Source organism: Indioceanicola profundi (assembly GCF_003568845.1).
GTDB lineage: Bacteria > Pseudomonadota > Alphaproteobacteria > Azospirillales > Azospirillaceae > Indioceanicola > Indioceanicola profundi.
The window spans coordinates 527,501-545,611 of record NZ_CP030127.1; the positions used below are offsets into that span (position 1 = coordinate 527,501).

General features: G+C 65.5%; 14 protein-coding genes and 1 pseudogene. 11 read left to right on the plus strand and 4 right to left on the minus strand.

What is annotated here, in order from left to right; genetic code table 11:
* Positions 1-72 precede the first annotated feature (72 nt).
* The 4 genes from DOL89_RS18625 to DOL89_RS18640 all read left to right on the plus strand — a co-directional run bounded on the left by DOL89_RS18625 (position 73) and on the right by DOL89_RS18640 (position 6,252).
* Positions 73-1,242 (plus strand): amino acid aminotransferase, encoded by a 1,170-nt coding sequence (locus DOL89_RS18625; protein WP_119681360.1) that lies wholly within the window; start codon positions 73-75, stop codon positions 1,240-1,242.
* A gap of 79 nt (positions 1,243-1,321) precedes the next feature.
* Positions 1,322-2,188 carry a LysR family transcriptional regulator gene (locus tag DOL89_RS18630; protein WP_119680864.1) on the plus strand — a complete coding sequence of 289 codons (867 nt, stop codon included), beginning with the start codon at positions 1,322-1,324 and terminating at the stop codon, positions 2,186-2,188.
* 131 nt (positions 2,189-2,319) lie between these two features.
* Positions 2,320-3,237, plus strand: coding sequence for an AEC family transporter (locus tag DOL89_RS18635; protein ID WP_119680865.1), 918 nt, complete (start codon positions 2,320-2,322; stop codon positions 3,235-3,237).
* A 201-nt stretch (positions 3,238-3,438) separates the two neighbouring features.
* Positions 3,439-6,252 (plus strand): PAS domain-containing protein, encoded by a 2,814-nt coding sequence (locus tag DOL89_RS18640; protein ID WP_225890041.1) that lies wholly within the window; start codon positions 3,439-3,441, stop codon positions 6,250-6,252.
* A gap of 82 nt (positions 6,253-6,334) precedes the next feature.
* Here DOL89_RS18640 and DOL89_RS18645 read toward each other — a convergent pair whose 3' ends face one another.
* Positions 6,335-6,811 (minus strand): MucR family transcriptional regulator, encoded by a 477-nt coding sequence (locus tag DOL89_RS18645; RefSeq protein ID WP_119680867.1) that lies wholly within the window; start codon positions 6,809-6,811, stop codon positions 6,335-6,337.
* Positions 6,812-7,372: 561 nt separating this feature from the next.
* Between DOL89_RS18645 and DOL89_RS18650 the strand changes: the two are divergent.
* Positions 7,373-8,194, plus strand: a pseudogene (locus tag DOL89_RS18650) (alpha/beta fold hydrolase).
* A 217-nt stretch (positions 8,195-8,411) separates the two neighbouring features.
* Positions 8,412-8,633, plus strand: a complete 222-nt coding sequence (locus DOL89_RS25045; protein WP_162937670.1) for a hypothetical protein — start codon at positions 8,412-8,414, stop codon at positions 8,631-8,633.
* 61 nt (positions 8,634-8,694) lie between these two features.
* Here DOL89_RS25045 and DOL89_RS18655 read toward each other — a convergent pair whose 3' ends face one another.
* Positions 8,695-10,305: a carboxylesterase/lipase family protein gene (locus tag DOL89_RS18655; RefSeq protein ID WP_119680868.1), complete on the minus strand. Its 1,611-nt coding sequence runs from the start codon at positions 10,303-10,305 to the stop codon at positions 8,695-8,697.
* 18 nt (positions 10,306-10,323) lie between these two features.
* Positions 10,324-11,925 carry a pectate lyase gene (locus DOL89_RS18660; RefSeq protein WP_119680869.1) on the minus strand — a complete coding sequence of 534 codons (1,602 nt, stop codon included), beginning with the start codon at positions 11,923-11,925 and terminating at the stop codon, positions 10,324-10,326.
* 158 nt (positions 11,926-12,083) lie between these two features.
* Here DOL89_RS18660 and DOL89_RS18665 point away from each other — a divergent pair, with 158 nt between their 5' ends.
* The 5 genes from DOL89_RS18665 to DOL89_RS18685 all read left to right on the plus strand — a co-directional run bounded on the left by DOL89_RS18665 (position 12,084) and on the right by DOL89_RS18685 (position 16,873).
* Positions 12,084-13,058 (plus strand): alpha/beta hydrolase, encoded by a 975-nt coding sequence (locus DOL89_RS18665; protein ID WP_119680870.1) that lies wholly within the window; start codon positions 12,084-12,086, stop codon positions 13,056-13,058.
* A gap of 79 nt (positions 13,059-13,137) precedes the next feature.
* A complete protein-coding gene (locus DOL89_RS18670; RefSeq protein ID WP_119680871.1) occupies positions 13,138-14,247 on the plus strand; it encodes a LacI family DNA-binding transcriptional regulator in 1,110 nt (369 codons plus the stop codon).
* 204 nt (positions 14,248-14,451) lie between these two features.
* Positions 14,452-15,303, plus strand: coding sequence for a 5-dehydro-4-deoxy-D-glucuronate isomerase (kduI, locus tag DOL89_RS18675; RefSeq protein WP_162937671.1), 852 nt, complete (start codon positions 14,452-14,454; stop codon positions 15,301-15,303).
* 14 nt (positions 15,304-15,317) lie between these two features.
* Positions 15,318-16,076, plus strand: a complete 759-nt coding sequence (gene kduD / locus DOL89_RS18680) for a 2-dehydro-3-deoxy-D-gluconate 5-dehydrogenase KduD (protein ID WP_119680872.1) — start codon at positions 15,318-15,320, stop codon at positions 16,074-16,076.
* A 23-nt stretch (positions 16,077-16,099) separates the two neighbouring features.
* On the plus strand, positions 16,100-16,873 hold the full coding sequence (locus tag DOL89_RS18685) for a rhamnogalacturonan acetylesterase (RefSeq protein ID WP_119680873.1): 774 nt from the start codon (positions 16,100-16,102) through the stop codon (positions 16,871-16,873).
* Between the two features lie 60 nt (positions 16,874-16,933).
* On the opposite strand, the gene DOL89_RS18690 is transcribed toward DOL89_RS18685, so the two are convergent.
* A complete protein-coding gene (locus tag DOL89_RS18690) occupies positions 16,934-17,950 on the minus strand; it encodes a sugar kinase (RefSeq protein ID WP_119680874.1) in 1,017 nt (338 codons plus the stop codon).
* Positions 17,951-18,111: the final 161 nt, after the last annotated feature.

The window sequence follows — 18,111 nt, forward strand, 5'->3', positions numbered from 1 at the left end:
GAATCGGGCATCCATTTTCGAGGGGAAGCCGGTTAGTCTTGGTCGCACGTCCAAATGGGAAAGGCCACCCTCATGTCCCTCTTCGGTCCGCTGCAGCAACAGCCTGCCGATGCGCTCCTCGCCCTGATCGGTCAGTACCGCGCCGACCCGCGGCCCCACAAGATCGACCTCGGCGTCGGCATCTATCGGGACGAGACCGGGAACACGCCGGTTCTGCGCGCGCTGAAGGCGGCGGAGGAGCGGCTGTGGCAGGGCCAGACCAGCAAGTCCTATCTTGGGCCGGAAGGGAACACCGCCTTTACGGCGCACATGCAGCGGCTGGTCTTCGGCACGATGGATTTTGCCGGCCGTCTTGCCGGTGTCCAGACGCCGGGCGGGACCGGTGCGTTGCGGCTGGCGGCGGAGCTGATCGCAGCCGCATCGCCGGGGGCCCGGGTCTGGGTCGGGGCGCCGACCTGGCCCAACCATCCGCCGATCCTGAATGCGGCCGGTCTGGCAGTGGAAACCTATGAGAGCTTCGACAAGGCAAGCCAGAGCCTGCGCTTCGACGAGATGATGGCAGCCCTGGGGCGGGCGCGGGCAGGCGATGTCGCCCTGCTGCATGGCTGCTGCCACAATCCGACCGGCGCCGATCTGTCCGACGCTCAATGGCGGGAAGTGGCCGAGCTGCTGGCCTCCCGCGGAGTCATCCCGCTGCTGGATCTGGCCTATCAGGGGATGGGCCGTGGCCTGGACCAGGATGCGCTGGGCGTGCGCACTGTTCTGGCCCGGTGCCCGGAAGCGCTGGTCGCCTATTCCTGCGACAAGAATTTCGGGGTCTACCGTGAGCGTGTCGGTGCCTTGTTCACCCTGGCGGGCAGCCGTGCGGATGCCGACCGCGTCCACTCCAACCTGCTTTCCCTGGCCCGGGCCAACTGGTCCATGCCGCCCGACCACGGCGCTGCCGCCATCGCCCTGCTGTTGGACGATGCGGAACTGACAGCGGCATGGCGGGAGGAACTGGAGGAGATGCGGTCGCGGCTGGTAGCGGTGCGCCAGGCGCTGACGGCACATGGGGGGCCGCTTCGCGCAGTGGCGGAGCAGCACGGCATGTTCTCGCTGCTGCCGCTCTCTCCAGAGGTGGTGACGCGGTTGCGGACCGACCATGCTGTCTATATGGCCGGGTCTGGCCGGATCAATATCGCGGGCCTGACAGAAAAGACCGTGCCGGTGTTTACGGCGGCCCTGGCCGCTTGCTGCTGAACCGCCGCAGGAAAATGGAGGGTCGTGTCGTGGAACCAGGTGGTGACGATGCCCGCCGCCCGGCCAGCTGACGGCCGGCATGTCGCTCCGTGCCCTCCGGACGCTTGTGGCCATCGCGCGGCACGGTACCTTCGGCCGTGCCGCCGACGCGCTCGGCCTGACGCAGTCCGCCGTCAGCTTGCATGTCAAGGCGCTGGAGGAGGAGTTCCGGGCGACGCTGTTCGACCGGTCGCGCCGCCGCCCGGTCCTGACCGAGGCCGGGCACCTTGCCCTGCAACGGGCCGAAGCCATCATCGCCGCCTATGATGCCATCGCCGGCGAGATCGCGGCAGGCCCTGGATTGCGGGGCCGTTTGCGTCTCGGCGCGATCCAGACCGCTCTGGCTGGACGCCTGCCACAGGCGCTCGGTCGCCTGAAGCGTGAGCATCCGTTGCTCCGGATCAGTGTGGCGAGCGGCATGTCGGCCGAGCTTGCGGGGCGCGTCGACGCAGGCGATATCGACGCCGCGGTCACGACCGAACCGGTGAAGCCTTATCCGGCGGGACTGTCCTTCGAGCCGCTTTATGCCGATCGTTTCTGGATCATCGCGCCGCCCGATGCGGCCGGCGCCGATGCGCGGGAGTTGCTGACCGGCCTGCCCTTTCTTCGGTTCGAGAAGCGCGCCTGGGCCGGACGTATGATCGAGGATGAGCTCCGGCGGCTGGGGCTGCGGGTGCGGGAGGAGATGGAGCTGGACAGTCAGGAGGCGCTGGTACGAATGGCGGCGAACGGGCTCGGGGTCGCAGTGGTGCCCCTGGCCGACAAGGATCTGGACCGCCTGCCGGCTTTGACGCGGTTGCCCTTCGGCGAGCCGCAGCGTGAACGCTGGGTCGGGCTTCTGCAGCGGGAGGATAACGCCCTGTTTCCCCTTACCGGTGTTCTCGCCGCCGCGCTCAGGCAGAGCTGACCGATGAGAAATTCTCGACGGACCGACAAGAATTCAGCGTTTTTGCTCACGCGTTAACCGGCCTAGGCTTCGGCGTTCTTTCAAGGCGGAGCCGGCATGAGCGCAATCCCCAATACCGCACAGGTCCGGGCATGATCGGCGCCATCGTCCTGGCCCTGGCTCCCGTCGCTCTCCTGATCGGTCTCGGTTATGCGATGCGGCGGGGCTCGTTTCTGGCGGAGGCGTTCTGGCCCCAGGCGGAGCGGCTGAGCTACTATGTGCTGCTACCGGCGCTTTTCGTCCATGCGCTTGCGACGGCCGATCTCGACGGCGTGCCGGTGGCGGCTCTGGCCGGGACGCTGGTGCTCGCAGCTCTGACGGTTGCGCTGGTGCTGGTTGTCGCCAGGCCATGGCTGCGCCTCGACGGGGCGGCCTTCACCTCCGTGTTCCAGGGCGGCGTGCGCTTCAACAACTATGTCGGGGTCAGCGCCGCGGTCGGGCTGTTCGGGGCGGCGGCCGTACCATTGGCGGCGGTCGCCAATGCCGCTCTCGTCCCCACCGTCAATATCCTCTGCGTCCTGGTCTTCGCACGCTGGGGTACCGCCCGGACGTCGCTGCTGGGAGCATTGCGCGGGATTGCTCTCAACCCGCTGGTCTTGAGCTGTGCGGTCGGCATCACTTTGCAGGCAAGCGGGCTCCGCCTGCCGCCTGGTCTGGACGGTGGGTTGCGCGCCTTGGGACAGGCGGCGCTGCCCGTCGGACTGCTGTGCGTCGGTGCGGCGCTGGACCTCCGCGCGCTAGGGCGCGGTGTTGCGCCGACGCTGATCGCCTCATGCGCGAAGTTCGCACTGATGCCTCTGGCCACGATCGCCGCGGCGATGCTCTTCGGGCTAGAGGGGATGGCGGCACTGACGGCGCTTCTCTTCCAGGCGCTGCCGACGGCCTCCTCTTCCTACGTGCTGGCGCGTCAGCTTGGAGGCGATGCGCCGTTGATGGCGGGCATCATCGCCTTGCAGACCCTGCTCGCGGTTCTCACGCTACCCCTGGTTCTTCTGTTGGCGCCGTTCTGACTGCTGCTGGGCGCCTGCGCAAGCCTACATCGGAATTGCCAGCTGGTCGGTGATTGTGTTTGCTGGACGCAGAACGTATGTCTCTGCTCCACCTTGAGCCATGCCCCTGTCCTTCGCGAACCATGCCGCACAATGATGTCTGAGCCGGGCGAAATTACCGCCCCGAACTTCATGGCTGGCGGCGGCGTAATGGGGCAGAAGATGCGTACGCATGCCTGGGCGGCAACGCCGCTTGGCCCGCCGGAATGCTGGCCGCAGTCATTGCGTACTGTGGTCGGTCTCTTGCTGACGTCCAGCTTCCCGATGTTCGCCGTTTGGGGACCGGACCTCACCTTCTTCTACAATGACGCCTACCGGCCGATTCTTGGTTCCAAGCCAGAAGCCCTTGGGCGCCCGTTCCGGGAAGTCTGGGCCGACATCTGGGACGTGCTGGGCCAACTGGTGGAACGGGCGCTGGCCGGGGAGGCTACTTTTCGTGAAGACCAGCTGCTCGTCATGGAGCGGCACGGTTACCGGGAGGAGACATATTTCACATTCTCCTACAGCCCGGTCTTCGATGAGACCGGGCGTGCGGCCGGCATGTTCTGCGCCTGTACCGAGACTACAAGTAAGGTGCTGGGTGAGCGGAGGGCGGCATTCCGGCTGGCGCTGGAGGAGAAGCTGCGCGACTTCTCCGACCCGCTGGAGATCGCCGCGGCCGCCGAGGAGGCGCTTGGCCGTTATCTCGGCGTGAGCCGGGTCGGCTATGGCACGGTGGATGAAGAGGAGATGCGGTTCTTCACCACTGAACGCAACTGGACCGACGGCGCAGTGGCATCCCATGTCGGCACGCATGATCTGGCAGCCTTTGGCACGGAGGTGCTGACGGCACTCCGCCGGGGCGACCCGCTGGTCATCCAGGATGCGGCGACGGACCCCCGAACGAACTCGCCTGAGCGGCTGGCTGCTTTCGCCGCGCTTGAAATGTCCTCCGTCATCACGGCCAGCCTGGTGAAGGACGGCAGGATGGTCGCGGCGCTCTATGTACATAATCGGCTGCCGCGGCGATGGCGGGCGGACCAGGTCGAACTCGTGCAGGAGGTTGCTGAGCGCACTTGGTCGGCCATCGAACGCGCCCGGGCGGAAAGCCTGCTGCGGGCCGAGCGCGACCGCAGCCGGGAAGTGCTGGAGAGTATCGCCGAAGGATTCCTGGTGCTCGACCGCAATTTCCGGGTGGTGGAAATGAATGCGGAAGGGCTACGGCTGGAACAGCGGCCTGCGGAGGAGATTGTCGGCCGTGTCGTCTGGGAGGCATGGCCGGGGTCCGAGAACAGCGCCATTGGACAGGCCTATAAGCGCGCCATGCGGGAGCGGGCTCCAGCCTTCGTGGAACATCGCTACGACTGGGCCGATGGCCGGCATGCCTGGCTTGAAGCCAGGATATTTCCATCGGGTGCGGGGCTTGCCGTCTTCTACCGAGACGTAAGTGAGCGCAAGCATGCCGAGGATGCGCTACGGGACCTGAACGTCACGCTGGAGCGGCGCGTGGCCGAGCGGACGGCAGACCGTGACCGCATGTGGCGCCTGTCCACCGATATCATGCTGGTTGCCCGCTACGACACGACGATCACGGCGGTGAACCCGGCCTGGACAAGCCTGCTGGGCTGGGCGGAGGACGAGCTTCTGGGCCGGTCGTTCCTGGATTTCGTGCATCCCGACGACCGCGACGTCACCGCGGAGGAGGCTGGCCGCCTGAGCCCGGCGCGCGCCAATCTGCGGCATGAGAACCGATACCGGCACAAGGACGGCTCGTTCCGCTGGATTTCCTGGGTAGCGGTGCCGGATAGGGGGCTGGTCCATGGCGTCGGCCGCGACGTCACGGCGGAAAAGGAACGTGAGGCGTCGTTGCGCCAAGCCGAGGACCAGTTACGGCAGGCGCAGAAGATGGAGGCCGTCGGGCAGTTAACCGGCGGGGTGGCGCACGATTTCAACAATCTACTCCAGGCACTGGGCGGGTGCCTCGCAATGATCGGTCGCCGCACGGCGGAGCCGCGGGTACGCCCGATGCTGGAGGCCGGCCAACAGGCTGTGGAGCGCGGCGCCAAGCTGGTTCAGCAGCTCATGGCCTTCTCCCGTCGCGAAAGCCTGCGGCCGGAGCCCATCGACATACGCGACCGGGTTCTCGCCATGTCTGGACTTCTGGAGCGGGCCTTGCGCGCCGATATCGCCGTGGTGACCAGCTTCGGGTCTGACCTCTGGCCGGTCGAACTTGATCCCACGCAGTTCGAGCTGACCTTGCTGAATCTGGCGGTCAATGCGCGCGACGCCATGCCCGGCGGGGGCAGGCTGGCGATCCATGCCAGGAACATTACACTGCACCCAGGCGATCCGACGGGGCTGGCGGGCGATTTCGTGTGCCTGTCGGTTGCCGACAGCGGGACCGGCATGTCCCAGGAGGTCGCTGCCCGCGCCTTCGATCCATTCTTCACCACGAAGGAGGTGGGGAAGGGATCGGGCCTGGGGCTCGCCCAAGTCTACGGACTTGCCCGCCAAGCCGGCGGAACGGCCTGGATAGAGAGCGAGGAGGGCCTCGGTACGACGGTGCATCTGCTGCTCCGCCGGTCGGAGCAGGTGGCGCGGGCCGTTGAACCGGACCGGACGCTTCCCGGACTTGAGCGGCAGGGCGGACACATGCTCCTGGTGGAGGATGACCCGGTGGTCGCCTCGACGGTGACCGCGGCATTGGAAGATGCGGGCTGGACGGTGACGCGCGTGGGCACGGCGGACGATGCCGTGCCTCTGCTTGCCGGCAGCAGCCGTTTTGATGTCCTGTTCAGCGATGTGGTGACACCGGGAACCCGCAGCGGGGTGGATCTGGCCCACGAATGCCGCCGGCTGCGTCCTGGCCTGCCCGTGGTGCTGACCACCGGCTACAGTGAGGAAGGAGCGCGGGCGGAAAACATCGAGGTTCTGCCGAAGCCCTACAGTCTCGACGCGCTCTTCCGCGCGCTGGCCGCAGCAATCGGCGACACCTGAAATATCGTAGCGGCTGTGTATGGCTCCGGCCGGAAAGCAGGACGGCGGCAGCGCGCTCGGGGGGACGCTGCCGCCCTGTCCGTCAGGCTGCCTTGGGACGACCGCGGCGTGCCTTCTTCGGCGTCGCATCCGGCGTTGGCTCTTCAACCTCGGGGGCCTGCTCCGACTTGTTCGGGCGGCGGCCGAGGCCGATGTCGCGAGCGAAAGAGCTGCGGCGCTCCGAGTAATTCGGAGCGACCATAGGATAATCGCCCGGCAATCCCCACTTCGCCCGGTATTCCTCAGGCGTCATGCCATATGCCGTGCGCAGATAGCGCTTCAGCATCTTCAGCTTCTTACCGTCTTCCAGGCAGACGATGTAATCGGGCGTGACCGACTTCTTGACCGGTACCGCGGGAATCGGCTTTTCCGCCTGCGGCGCGGGCGGATTGGATATCCCGTTCAAAGCGCCATGGATCGTCTGCACCAGGCCAGGAAGATCATCGGGAGGTATACGGTTTGCCTCCAGGTACGAGGCGGCGATTTTGGCAGTGAGCGTAATTATCTGGTCCACTGGCATTCCCTTGAAAATCGGTTGGCAAGTTCTCTGATGTACCTACATCCCGAACAAACGCCTTTGCTCTGCAAAATGATCAACACTGCATGAAAAATTCTTCCATGTGCGATCAAGGGATCGCGCATTGCGCATTGCAGGCTCGGAAGACGAACAGAGTGCCTTGCCCCTGACGCGCCGTTTCAGAGGAGCCATGTCGTCGGGGCCCTGCCGGAAACGTCACGGAAGCCTGCGCAAGGGTTTCCCATTGCAATAATTCAAAGCTGCATGTCGGGACGGCAGAACGTCTACGGAGAACCAACGCCTGTTCTGCCGAATCCAGGTCGGAACTTGGTTCGATCCATTCTCCGGGGCCAACGATGCCGGACCGGTGTACCTCCGGTGGTGAGGGTCGACCTCCGAGGTCGATTTTGTCCAATTTCGGCACCCTCATTCAAGACCGTCGTGCCAAGCCACGGCAGCATTTGCCGCGTCACACCGTCCGGATGCCCGATGTTTCCGACCCTTCCTGGCGGTGACTTGCCGCGGTCCGATCCGGACCGACTACCCCGACGACGGAGCTGCGACATGCCAACGATCACCACCAGAGACGGCACCCAGATCTACTATAAGGACTGGGGTTCAGGCACGCCGATCGTATTCTCGCACGGTTGGCCCCTGACGGCCGATGCCTGGGAAGATCAGATGGTCTTTCTTGCCCAGCATGGTTTCCGCACCATCGCCCATGACCGCCGTGGTCACGGCCGTTCCAGCCAGCCGTGGGACGGAAATGAAATGAATACCTACGCCGACGACCTCGCCTGATTGCTGGAGCAGTTGAACGTGCGTGGGGCCATGATGGTCGGCCACTCTACCGGCGGCGGAGAGGTGGCCCGCTATATCGGCCGTCACGGCACCGGACGGGTCGCTAAGGCGGTGCTGGTCAGTGCGGTTCCGCCCATCATGCTGAAGACGGAGAACAATCCGGGCGGCCTGCCCATCGAAGTGTTCGACGGCATCCGCAATGGCCTCGCCGCCGATCGCTCGCAGTTCTTCAAGGACCTGACCACTCCCTTCTTCGGCGCCAATCGCGACGGTTCGAACGTCAGCCAGGGCATGCGTGACGCATTCTGGATGCAGGGCATGATGGGCGGGCTGAAGAACGAGCTGGATTGCATCAAGGCCTTCTCCGAGACGGACTTCACGGCGGATCTGGAGAGATTCGACATCCCGACGCTGATCATTCATGGCGACGACGATCAGATCGTTCCCGTCGACGCCTCGGCCCGCCGTACGGTGGAGCTGGCGAAGGGCGCCGTGCTGAAGATCTATGCCGGCGGCGACCACGGCCTTGCCGCCACCCACAAGGACCAGCTCAACGCCGATTTGCTGGACTTCGCACGGAGCTGAGACGGGAGGGGCAGCCCTGGCCGGTACATTTGCTTCGGGCCGGTTCAGGGCAGCCGCGCCGGGCTGCTTTTTCAAAGGTGCTGGGACGCCGGGCGGACGTAACGGCTGACCATTTCAAGACGCGCTGATACCGCTCCTGCCGTGTTGACGGCCATAGCTTCTCCGCCCAGGCAGGTTCTGCCCGCGGGGAGCTGCGGACGATATCGGGAGCAAGCGCATGCACCTTGTCGATTGGAGCCGGATCGGTTCCCGTTGGATAGCTGAGGATCCCGCCGGCATGTGGGCGGCGACCCTCATGCCAATGGAAGACGGCCGTTGGAACTGGAGTATCGAGGCCGATAATGGCCGCAAGGCGGGCGGGCAGGGCTTTTCGGAAGATGATGCCAAGGAACTGGTCGAGATGACGCTGCGCTGCATCCTCAGGCATCCGCAACATTGACCGAGTTGTCGGCATACCCTGTGGTCTGTTACCTACAATGATCTTCCGACTGCTATGGGCGTCAGGTTCCCTGCTGGATGAAGGGCACCTTCGCGAAAAGCGCCCGTTCGGCTCCGCGCGGATCATTTTCCAGGCGGGTGGAGGAGTCGAAGACCATGGTTTCGCGGCGAGGCAGCGTATAGGGCTGCCATTCGGGAACGGACGGGCAGTTCGGGTTACCGGTCCGGGCGAATGCAATGAAGGCGTCCATCATTCGGCCAGATACCTCGCGCGCATCGGCCGCCGTGCCGGTGATCGATTCCTCCGCATCCAACGTCCCGAACACCAGTGGGATGTCCAGCATGTGCGGCGCACCCCATTTGCCGCCGTCCAGGGGTGATCCCCAGTCGAGCTGATAGGCATAGACGGGGGAACCCTGGATCGCCCGTAATTCCGCCTCGACCACGGCGGCGCGCCAGGACCGGCCCGCGGTCGTGGCGGCGAAGAAAACGTCGGATGGGCTGTAATGGGGATAGAGCTTCCGGTATTCCGCGACCACCATTTCGGGGTGGATGTCCACCCGCATGTGTCGGGCGAGGCGAGGGGCGACCTCCTCCCAGGCGAGATTGAAGCTATCCGGCTCGGAGTTGCCGATCAGGTTCCGTGTCTCGTCGTGGGTGTTGCCGATGATCATGGGAATGTGGGCGGATAGCGTGGGGGCGTCCGGGTAGAAGGGATGACGGTTAAGGCTCCGCTCATCCAGGACGGGGCCGAAATAAAGCGAACCTGCCCCGATCACGGGATCAGTGGCCTTCAGTGCGGCCGTCAGCTGCGCCAGCGGCATGTGGCGGGCCTCCTCCGCCCGCTCCGGCGTCAGGCCCAGGGCAGCCAGATAGGCCTCGGCGCGCCGGGTTGCGTTCAGCGGGCCGGATGCGGTGAGCTGCTGTCCGCTCATGGTGGCGGCGCGGTGGAACAGGCCGGCGGCGGCCGGCATCGCCATCAACGTCGCGATCTTGGCGCCGCCGCCGGACTGGCCGAACAGCATCACATTGCCGGGATCGCCGCCGAACTCGGCGATGTTGTCCCGCACCCAATGCAGCGCCAGCACGAGGTCCAGCATGCCGGCATTGCCGCTGTCCGCCATCTCCGGCCCGGCCAAGCGCGCCAGGTACAGATACCCCATGGCGTTCAGCCGGTGATTCACCGTAACCACCACCACGTCGCCCCGTTGGCAGAGCCGGGTCCCGTCATAGAGCGGGCTGGCGCCTGAACCATGGTTGTAGGCCCCGCCATGGATGTAGAACATGACCGGCCGCTTACCCCCGTCTCGCAGGCCCGGCGTCCATAGATTCAGGAACAGGCAGTCCTCTCCCATCTCCTCTCCGGGCGGGTTCTTCGATTGCGGGGAGGCCGGGCCGTATGACGTCGCATTCTGCACGCCGGTCCAGGGTTCCGGCGGTAGCGGCGGCATAAAGCGGCGGGGGGCTGTGTCGGCGCCGTAACGGATGCCCTTGAAAACGGAAATGCCGTCGCGTGCGGCGCCGCGCACCTTGCCATGGCTGGTGGTGGCAATAGGCATATCTTCGGCGGCCGTGGCGACATGAGGATGCACGGCCAGCCCTGCCATGGCGGCGGCTCCGGCAGCCCCATTCAGCAAGCTGCGACGGGCAACCGGGGTGGTCTGGATGGTCATGCTTGTTACCTCGCCGCTTCAGGGCCGGCCGACATGGCGGATCAGGGCGGCCATATTCTGGATATAGGTGCCCGTGGAGATGCCGATTGCCGGTGCGTCGGTCAGGTAGGGGGAGGTGTCGGTATGGTCGCCGACACGGGTGGTCGCGTAATCGCCGGGAGCCGGCGTCGGGCTGCCTGGGCCTGCATAGGGGTTGCTGGTGGCGCGCAGCGGCGTCGGCCACCAGCCTTCAGCATTCAGTCCGCCGATCAGTCCGCGCAGTTCCGTCTCCGGCGGTGCTTCGCCTCGTTCCTGGGGCGCATTGCTGTTCAGGTCTGACACTTCGACCGGGTCGAGCGTGAAATAGACCGGCAGGGCTACTGGGCCTTCCGCTCGCAGGGGCGAGTTCCTGGCTGCTTCCTGCGGCGGGACAGCCTTCAGCCGCTCATAGCGCGCATGGAGGCCGGCGGTGTCGATGGCGCGGGTGCCGGAATAGTGGATGATGGTGTTGGCCGGATCATAATCCACATAGTACGCGCCATTAACCACGTTGGAACCGCGCCGGTGCACATAAAGCGGACGATCGGTGCCGATCTCGATAAAAGTGGGATGGGTGCGCCCGTCCTTGATCCGGTCGTCCGGCAGGCGCACCCGGTCCAGCCAGTTCAGCGCCGCCGGGATCGGTTCCAGATACTTCGCATCGCCGGTGAGCTCATAGAAATTCATGAGCTGGCCGATATTCGCCGCCGTGGTGTGGGTGACCAGGGAGTTCGGCTCATAGGTCCGTGCCCCGGCCGGCTTGAGGTCGGTCGTGTATTGCAGGGCCCAGCCCGGCTGCGGGTCAGGCAACTGCGTCACGACGAAGCTGTCCATGGCCCGGCGGATCGGGTCCAGCACGCGCTTGTCACCCAGGGCCTGCCAGCACAGGATAAGGAACTTGATGTTCTCCGCCGCGACATCGTCATTGAAGGTGATGTGGGCGCTGTAATCATCCTGGAGCGGGAAACGTTGCGGCCAACCGCCCATCGGATACTGGCTGTCCAGGACGAAGCGGATCGCTTTTTCCAGCGCCGGACGATAGCGCTCATCCTGCTTTTCCATGTAGAGCCGCAGCAGGAACTGCGATGCTTCCGCAGTGCCGGCGTCGTCGAAGGTGGCGCTGTCGCTGTAATGCTGGAATTCCTCCAACCGCCAGGCGTTCCGGCCTATCGTCTCGTACCAGCGGTGCAACGACTCCTCGCCCGCGAAGTCGATGAGGTAGTTCCAGCCGCCGGATGAATGCTGCCCCTCGATCAGGGCGCCCGCCGCCTGTTGGGCAGCCTGGTAGTAATATTCGTCACCAGTGGCGTGGTAGGCATCCAGGAACAGGTGGCCCATGGTGGCGGTGCCGGGCGGCTGGACCCAGGCCATGGTTTCCGTCGCCTCCATCTCCCCCCATCGGCGGGACATGTCGGGCAGGTAGGACCAGACATAGCCGCCCCTGTTGGCAACCTTCTCCACCATGAAGCGGGTGGCGCGCTTCATAGTGTCCAGCGCATCCTGGCGCAGGTCGTCGGCCGCCATGGCCGGAGCAACGGTCAGCGCCACGCACAGGGCGATGGCAGCCGGAACGGTTCGCATCAGGAGGCGGCGCGCCTTCATGGTCTTCTCCCTGTCCGACCCGCCTCTGGAGCGGAGCCATGTTCTTGTCGTTTCCCGGCCGGCTGAAATGTCCAACCATTCCCCCAGTGTTTCATTGCCACCGGTGTCAATTCAAGTATTCCTATCGGATGCCCGTCTCGGAGAGAGGAAAAACCACGATGCGCCGGCCCGTTCGCCGTCTTCTTCCGGTGCTGCTTCTGCTCCTGTCCGGCCTCGCCGCGCCGGTTGCTGCAAGGGCCGAGACCGAGGAGGTCTGGCCCTTGTGGCCTGCCGAACCGCCGGGCGGGGAGCTGGTCACCGTTGTGCAGGAGGTGCTGGACCGCCCGGCCCCGCCAGGGCTGCGGGATCGCGCCGTCACCGGAATACGCGCTCCTACTCTGACCGTCTTCCGCCCGGCTCGGCCGACCGGGGCGGCGATGCTGCTGATTCCCGGCGGGGGCTATGCCCGCGTGGTGGTGGACAAGGAGGGGCTGGAGACGGCGCGATGGCTGGCCGACCGCGGAATAGCAGCCTATGTGCTGCTCTATCGGCTTCCTGCCGATGGCTGGGCGGCGGGCGCCGATGCGCCCCTACAGGATGCGCAACGGGCGATGCGTCTGATCCGATCGCATGCAGCGGCGGAGGGGGTATCGCCGGACAGGGTCGGGGTGATGGGCTTTTCGGCCGGCGGACACCTTGCCGCCCGTCTGGCCGCGGAAGCGGATCGGGAAATCTATGCGCCGGTCGATGGGGCCGATTCCCTCTCGGCCCGGCCGACGCTGGCGGCGCTTATCTATCCCGTTATCGCGATGGATGGCGCGGCCGTGCATGCCGGTTCCCGAACCCATCTGCTGGGAAGCTCTCCATCGCTGGCGGAGATGGCCGCCTTGTCGGCCCAGAATAGAGTCACGTCGCAGACACCGCCGACCTTCCTGCTTCATGCGATGGACGACACGGCCGTGCCGCCGGAGAATGCCCTGATCATGGTGCAGGCGCTTCGCGCGGCCGGAGTGCCGGTGGAAGCCCATCTGTTTGAGGAGGGCGGGCACGGGTTCGGGTTGCGCGCCATTGCCGGCAAACCCGTGGCGGCCTGGCCGGACCTTTTCCTCACCTGGGCGATGCGCAAAGGCCTGTCGGGCGCGGACTCGCCTTGACTGCAATCGCGCTTGCACATGAAACAATGCGGGCGCAGCTTGAAAATACACTCCAGTCAATTGCAGGAACAGACGACCGATGACACGGGCCAAAAGGGCAGCGGCGGAGCTGGAGACATGCGGTCCAGAAGGGGCCGGCGCAATACCCGGCCAGATCGTCTGGACCTTGAAGCGCAAGCCGACCATCAACGATGTAGCGCGTCTTGCCCAGGTCTCGAAGAAGACCGTTTCCCGCGTGATCAACCAGTCGCCGTTCGTGAAGAATGAGACGCGGGACCGGATACAGAGCGTCATCGATCAGATCGGCTATGTGCCGGACCCGCAGGCACGTGGCCTCGCATCGCAACGATCCTTGCTGATCGGGCTGATCTACGACAATCCCAGCTCCCACTACATCGTGAACATCCAGTACGGCGTGCTCGGCGCCTGCCGCAGGATGGGGTACGAGCTGGTGGTGCATCCCTGCGACAAGACCAGCCCGACCTTCTTCGCAGAGGTGCGGCAGCTGGTCGAGCGGCAGAAGCTGGACGGGGTCATTCTGTTGCCGCCGCTGTCGGAGAACAACGAACTCGCCGCGCTGCTGACGGAACTGGAGTGCCCCTTCATCCGGGTCGTCGCCGTGCCCCTGGATACGCCGCGCAACACCGTTGTCTATCATGACTGTCAGGCCGCGGAAGAGGTGGCGCACCATCTGGTAGAGCTTGGCCACCGCCGCATCGGCTTCATCAGCGGCTCCCCGACCTACCGGTCGGCGCATGAACGGACGCGGGGCTTCATCGGCGGCTTGGAGCGGCATGGGGTAATGCTGCCCCCGGAGCTGATCGTGCAGGGTGAATACACCTTCGAGACCGGGGAGGCCTGCGCCGACATCCTGCTGAACCTGCCAGACCCGCCGACGGCCATCTTTGCCAGCAATGACGAGATGGCGGCCGGCGTCTACAAGGCCGCCTATCGGCGCGGCATGCAGATTCCGGAGGATATCGGCGTGGTGGGGTTCGACGACAGCCCGCTCGCTACCCGGCTCTGGCCGGCGCTCACCACCGTGCGCTCGCCAAGCCAGGACACCGGGCGGATGGCGGCCGAAAAGCTGATCGGCCGCGTCCTCCAGGATGATCTCGGCCCTGTGGAGCCGACCTCCGTGATTCCCCGGCTGGTTCTACGCGAATCCGTGATCCCGCCCAGACGCTGAGCCGGCCGCGCACGGCCGATGCTGAGGCCAATGCCCAAAGTGCGTGTTGAATTCCGAATTGACACCGGTTACCTATGATCGGGAAATCGAGCGGACGGGCGTGAATTCCGTTCGCTGGAGCTTGCGGAGTGCGGGCATCGGCACATCGGGGCGGCCTGCTCCGCGTAGCGAAGCCGCCGGAGCGGCGCACACATTTCGGGAGGAATGAGCATGTTCAAGAAGACCTACCAGGCCACGCATCCGGTCATGATGGCCGGCGCCTCGAATGAGGATCTGCGCGACCGCTACCTCATCGCTGGCCTGTTCGTGCCCGGTGAGGTCGTCCTGAACTACTCCCACAACGAGCGGTTCGTGATCGGCGGCGCGACCCCGGCCGGCAGCGCCATCGAGCTGCCGAAGCAGACGGAGCCGGCCTCCGCCGCCGGCAAGCCCCTTCTGGAGCGGCGCGAACTCGGCATCGTCAATGTGGGCGGTGCTGGGCGGGTCACGGTGGACGGGACGGTTTATGAGCTGGCGCCCAAGGACGGGCTCTATGTCCCGATGGGAACGGAAAGCGTGGTGTTCGAATCCGCCGATGCGGGCAGCCCGGCACGTTTCTATCTGGTCAGCACCCCGGCCCATGCGCGCTTCGAGACGGTGAAGATCTCCATCGACAAGGCGGTCCCGCTGGAGCGCGGCGCTCTGGAAACCTCCAACGAGCGGACGATCTACCAGTACATCATCCCAGGCGTCTGCCAGTCCGCCCAGCTTCTGTTGGGGGTTACGACCTTGAAGCCGGGCAGCGTGTGGAACACCATGCCGCCGCACCTGCATGACCGCCGGTCGGAAGTCTACTGCTACGTCGACCTCGGCCCCGACGACCGCGTATTCCACTTCATGGGAGAGCCGGAGGCTGCGCGCCACATCGTGGTCGCCGATGGCGAGGCCGTGGTGTCGCCCCCCTGGTCGATCCACATGGGCTCCGGTACCAAGAACTATACCTTCATCTGGGCGATGGGCGGCGAGAACCTGGACTATACCGACATGAAGGTCCTCGACATCTGCCAGCTGCGCTGAAGGCGGGACCTATCATGCTCGATCTCTTCAATCTGAAGGGCAAGGTGGCCCTGGTCACCGGTGCCAATACCGGCATCGGCCAGGGCATCGCCGTTGCGCTGGCAGGCGCCGGCGCGGACATCGCCGCGGTTGGACGCACCCCGCCGACGGAAACGGAGGCCATAATCGCGGAGACCGGTGCCCGCTTCCACTTCATCTCCGCCGATCTGGGCAAAGGCGCCCCTGTTTCCGCGGTGGTGGAGGAGGCGGTAATGGTGCTGGGCCGGGTGGATATCCTGGTCAACAATGCTGGCACCATCCGCCGCGCCGACGCGCTGGAATTCTCCGAAGCGGACTGGGACCTGGTGCTGGACGTCAATCTGAAGACGCCTTTCTTCCTGGCCCAGGCGGCGGCCCGTCAGATGCTGGCGCAAGGGGAAGGGGGCAAAATTATCAATATCGCCTCCATGCTCTCCTACCAGGGCGGTATCCGCGTCGCCTCCTACACGGCCAGCAAGAGCGGCATCGCCGGGCTGACCAAGCTGCTGGCGAATGAATGGGCGGCGAAGGGCATCAATGTGAATGCCATTGCGCCCGGTTATTTCGCCACCAACAACACCGAAGCCCTGCGCAATGACGAGCAGCGCAACCGCGACATCCTGGGCCGCATCCCGGCCGGGCGTTGGGGGGCGCCGTCCGATCTGGGCGGGGCGGCGGTCTTTCTCGCCTCCCGCGCGGCTGACTATATCCACGGCACGCTGCTGCCCGTGGATGGCGGCTGGTTGGCACGGTGACGAACAGGCCTTCGAGCCGGAGGATGAAGGGGCTGTCCCGGCGGATGCTGCTGGCATCCGTCGGGGCGGGTCTTTTCACCCTGTCCGGCATCGCTGCAGCCGCTGCGGATGCACCGCCTGTACAGCTCATTATCGCCGGGGACAGCACGGCGGCCGAATACGGGCCGGAGCGGGCGCCGCGGGCCGGATGGGGCATGATGCTCCAGCCCCTGTTCGACGACGGGGTGGCGGTGGTCAATCTGGCCAAGTCCGGCCGTAGCACCCGCAGCTTCATCGACCAGGGTCTCTGGAACGAGGTGACGGCCCGCATCCGTCCCGGCGACCATGTGCTGATCCAGTTCGGTCACAACGACCAGCGCCGGGACGATCCCGCCCGTTACACCGATCCTGCTGCGGACTATCCGGCCAATCTGACCCGCATGGTGGCGGATGTTCGGGCCAGGGGTGGCCTGCCGGTGCTGCTGACGCCCGTGGCCCGCCGCCTGTTCGAGGGCGGGCGCATGGTGCAGACCCATGAGCCCTATCTCACGGCCATGAGGCAGGTGGCTGCAACGCATCAGGTGCCGCTGATCGACGTCACAGTCGCCACAATGGCCCACATGGAAGGCTTCGGGCAGGAAGGCTCAAAGGCGCTCTACATGGTCTTCCCGCCCGGTACGTATCCTGCGTATCCCGACGGGAGTGAGGACAACACCCATTTCTCCAAGCAGGGGGCGCAGGATGTGGCCCGGCTGGTCGCGGACGGGTTGCGTCAGGCCGGACTTCCGATCGCCCTGCATCTGAAAACCGGCTTGTAAGAGGGGGCCGGCACGCGGCCGATGCCGCTGCCGACCCTGGATAGGAATGTGCGCACCTTGTCAGCGCCGTACATCCAGTCCGCCGGACTCCAGAAAGGCCTGCACATCCGCCAACTCGACCAGGTTGAAGTCGCCCGGTATGGAGTGCTTCAGGCAGGCCGCAGCCACGCCCAGACGCAGGGCCTCTCCTGGATCGATACCGGTAACCAGCCCGTGGATCAGTCCCGCCGCAAAGGCGTCGCCGCCGCCGATCCTGTCCACGATGGGCACAAGGGCATAGCTTTCCGTCTTCCAGGCCGCATCGCGGGAAACCAGGGCGCCCGACATGTCGTGATGGTCCACATTGACGGTCACACGATCCGTGGCCGCCATGTAGCGCAGGCGCGGGAAGGCGGCGAAGGCGGCGCGGGCCGCATTGGCGAAACGTTCCTCTGCCGGAGCCGCGCCCGTGTCATGGCCCAGGATCAGGGCGATATCGCGGTGGTCGCCGAACACCAGTTCGGCATGCGACATGATCTGCTTCAGGCATGAGCGGGCATCGCCGCCCCAGGCCTGCCACAGCTTGGAGCGGTAGTTGCAGTCGAAGGAGACGCGGATTCCCTTCTCCGTGGCCTTCTTCACGGCGCGCAAGGCGGATTCGGCGGAGCGCGGACCCACCGCGGGCGTGATGCCGGACAAATGAAACCAATCGGCCCCGTCCAGTTGGCGGTTCCAGTCGAAGCTGTCCGGTTCTGCCAAGGCGAAGGCCGAATCGGCACGGTCGTAGACGATGTCCGATGGCCGCTGCAGCGCGCCTGTCGCCATGAAGTAAAGGCCCATTCTGCCCGGCGTGAAGCGAAGCGCCTTCACATCAACGCCCTGGCGGCGCAACTCGCCCAGGCAGGCCCGACCCAGCGGGTTCTCCGGAAGCACGCTGACCATCGCCGCATCGTGGCCGAAGCGGGCCAGCGATACGGCGACATTCGCCTCCGCCCCGCCGAAATGGACATCCAGCCGCAACGACTGCAGCAATTGCTCCCGTCCGGGAGCTGACAGGCGGAGCAGCAGCTCCCCGAAACAGACGATCCGCGCCGCCATGGCGATCCTCTCCCCTTGATATGCCGGCTTCCCCGACCGGGCTGTAATCTCGTCCGAAGTTTCTGCACCGGCCTGGGCAAAAAAGCTATTGCCACCGGTGTCAGAGCTGGTGCTATAAGATTTATGTCACCGGTGTCAAACGCTCGGTGACGGCCCTTCTG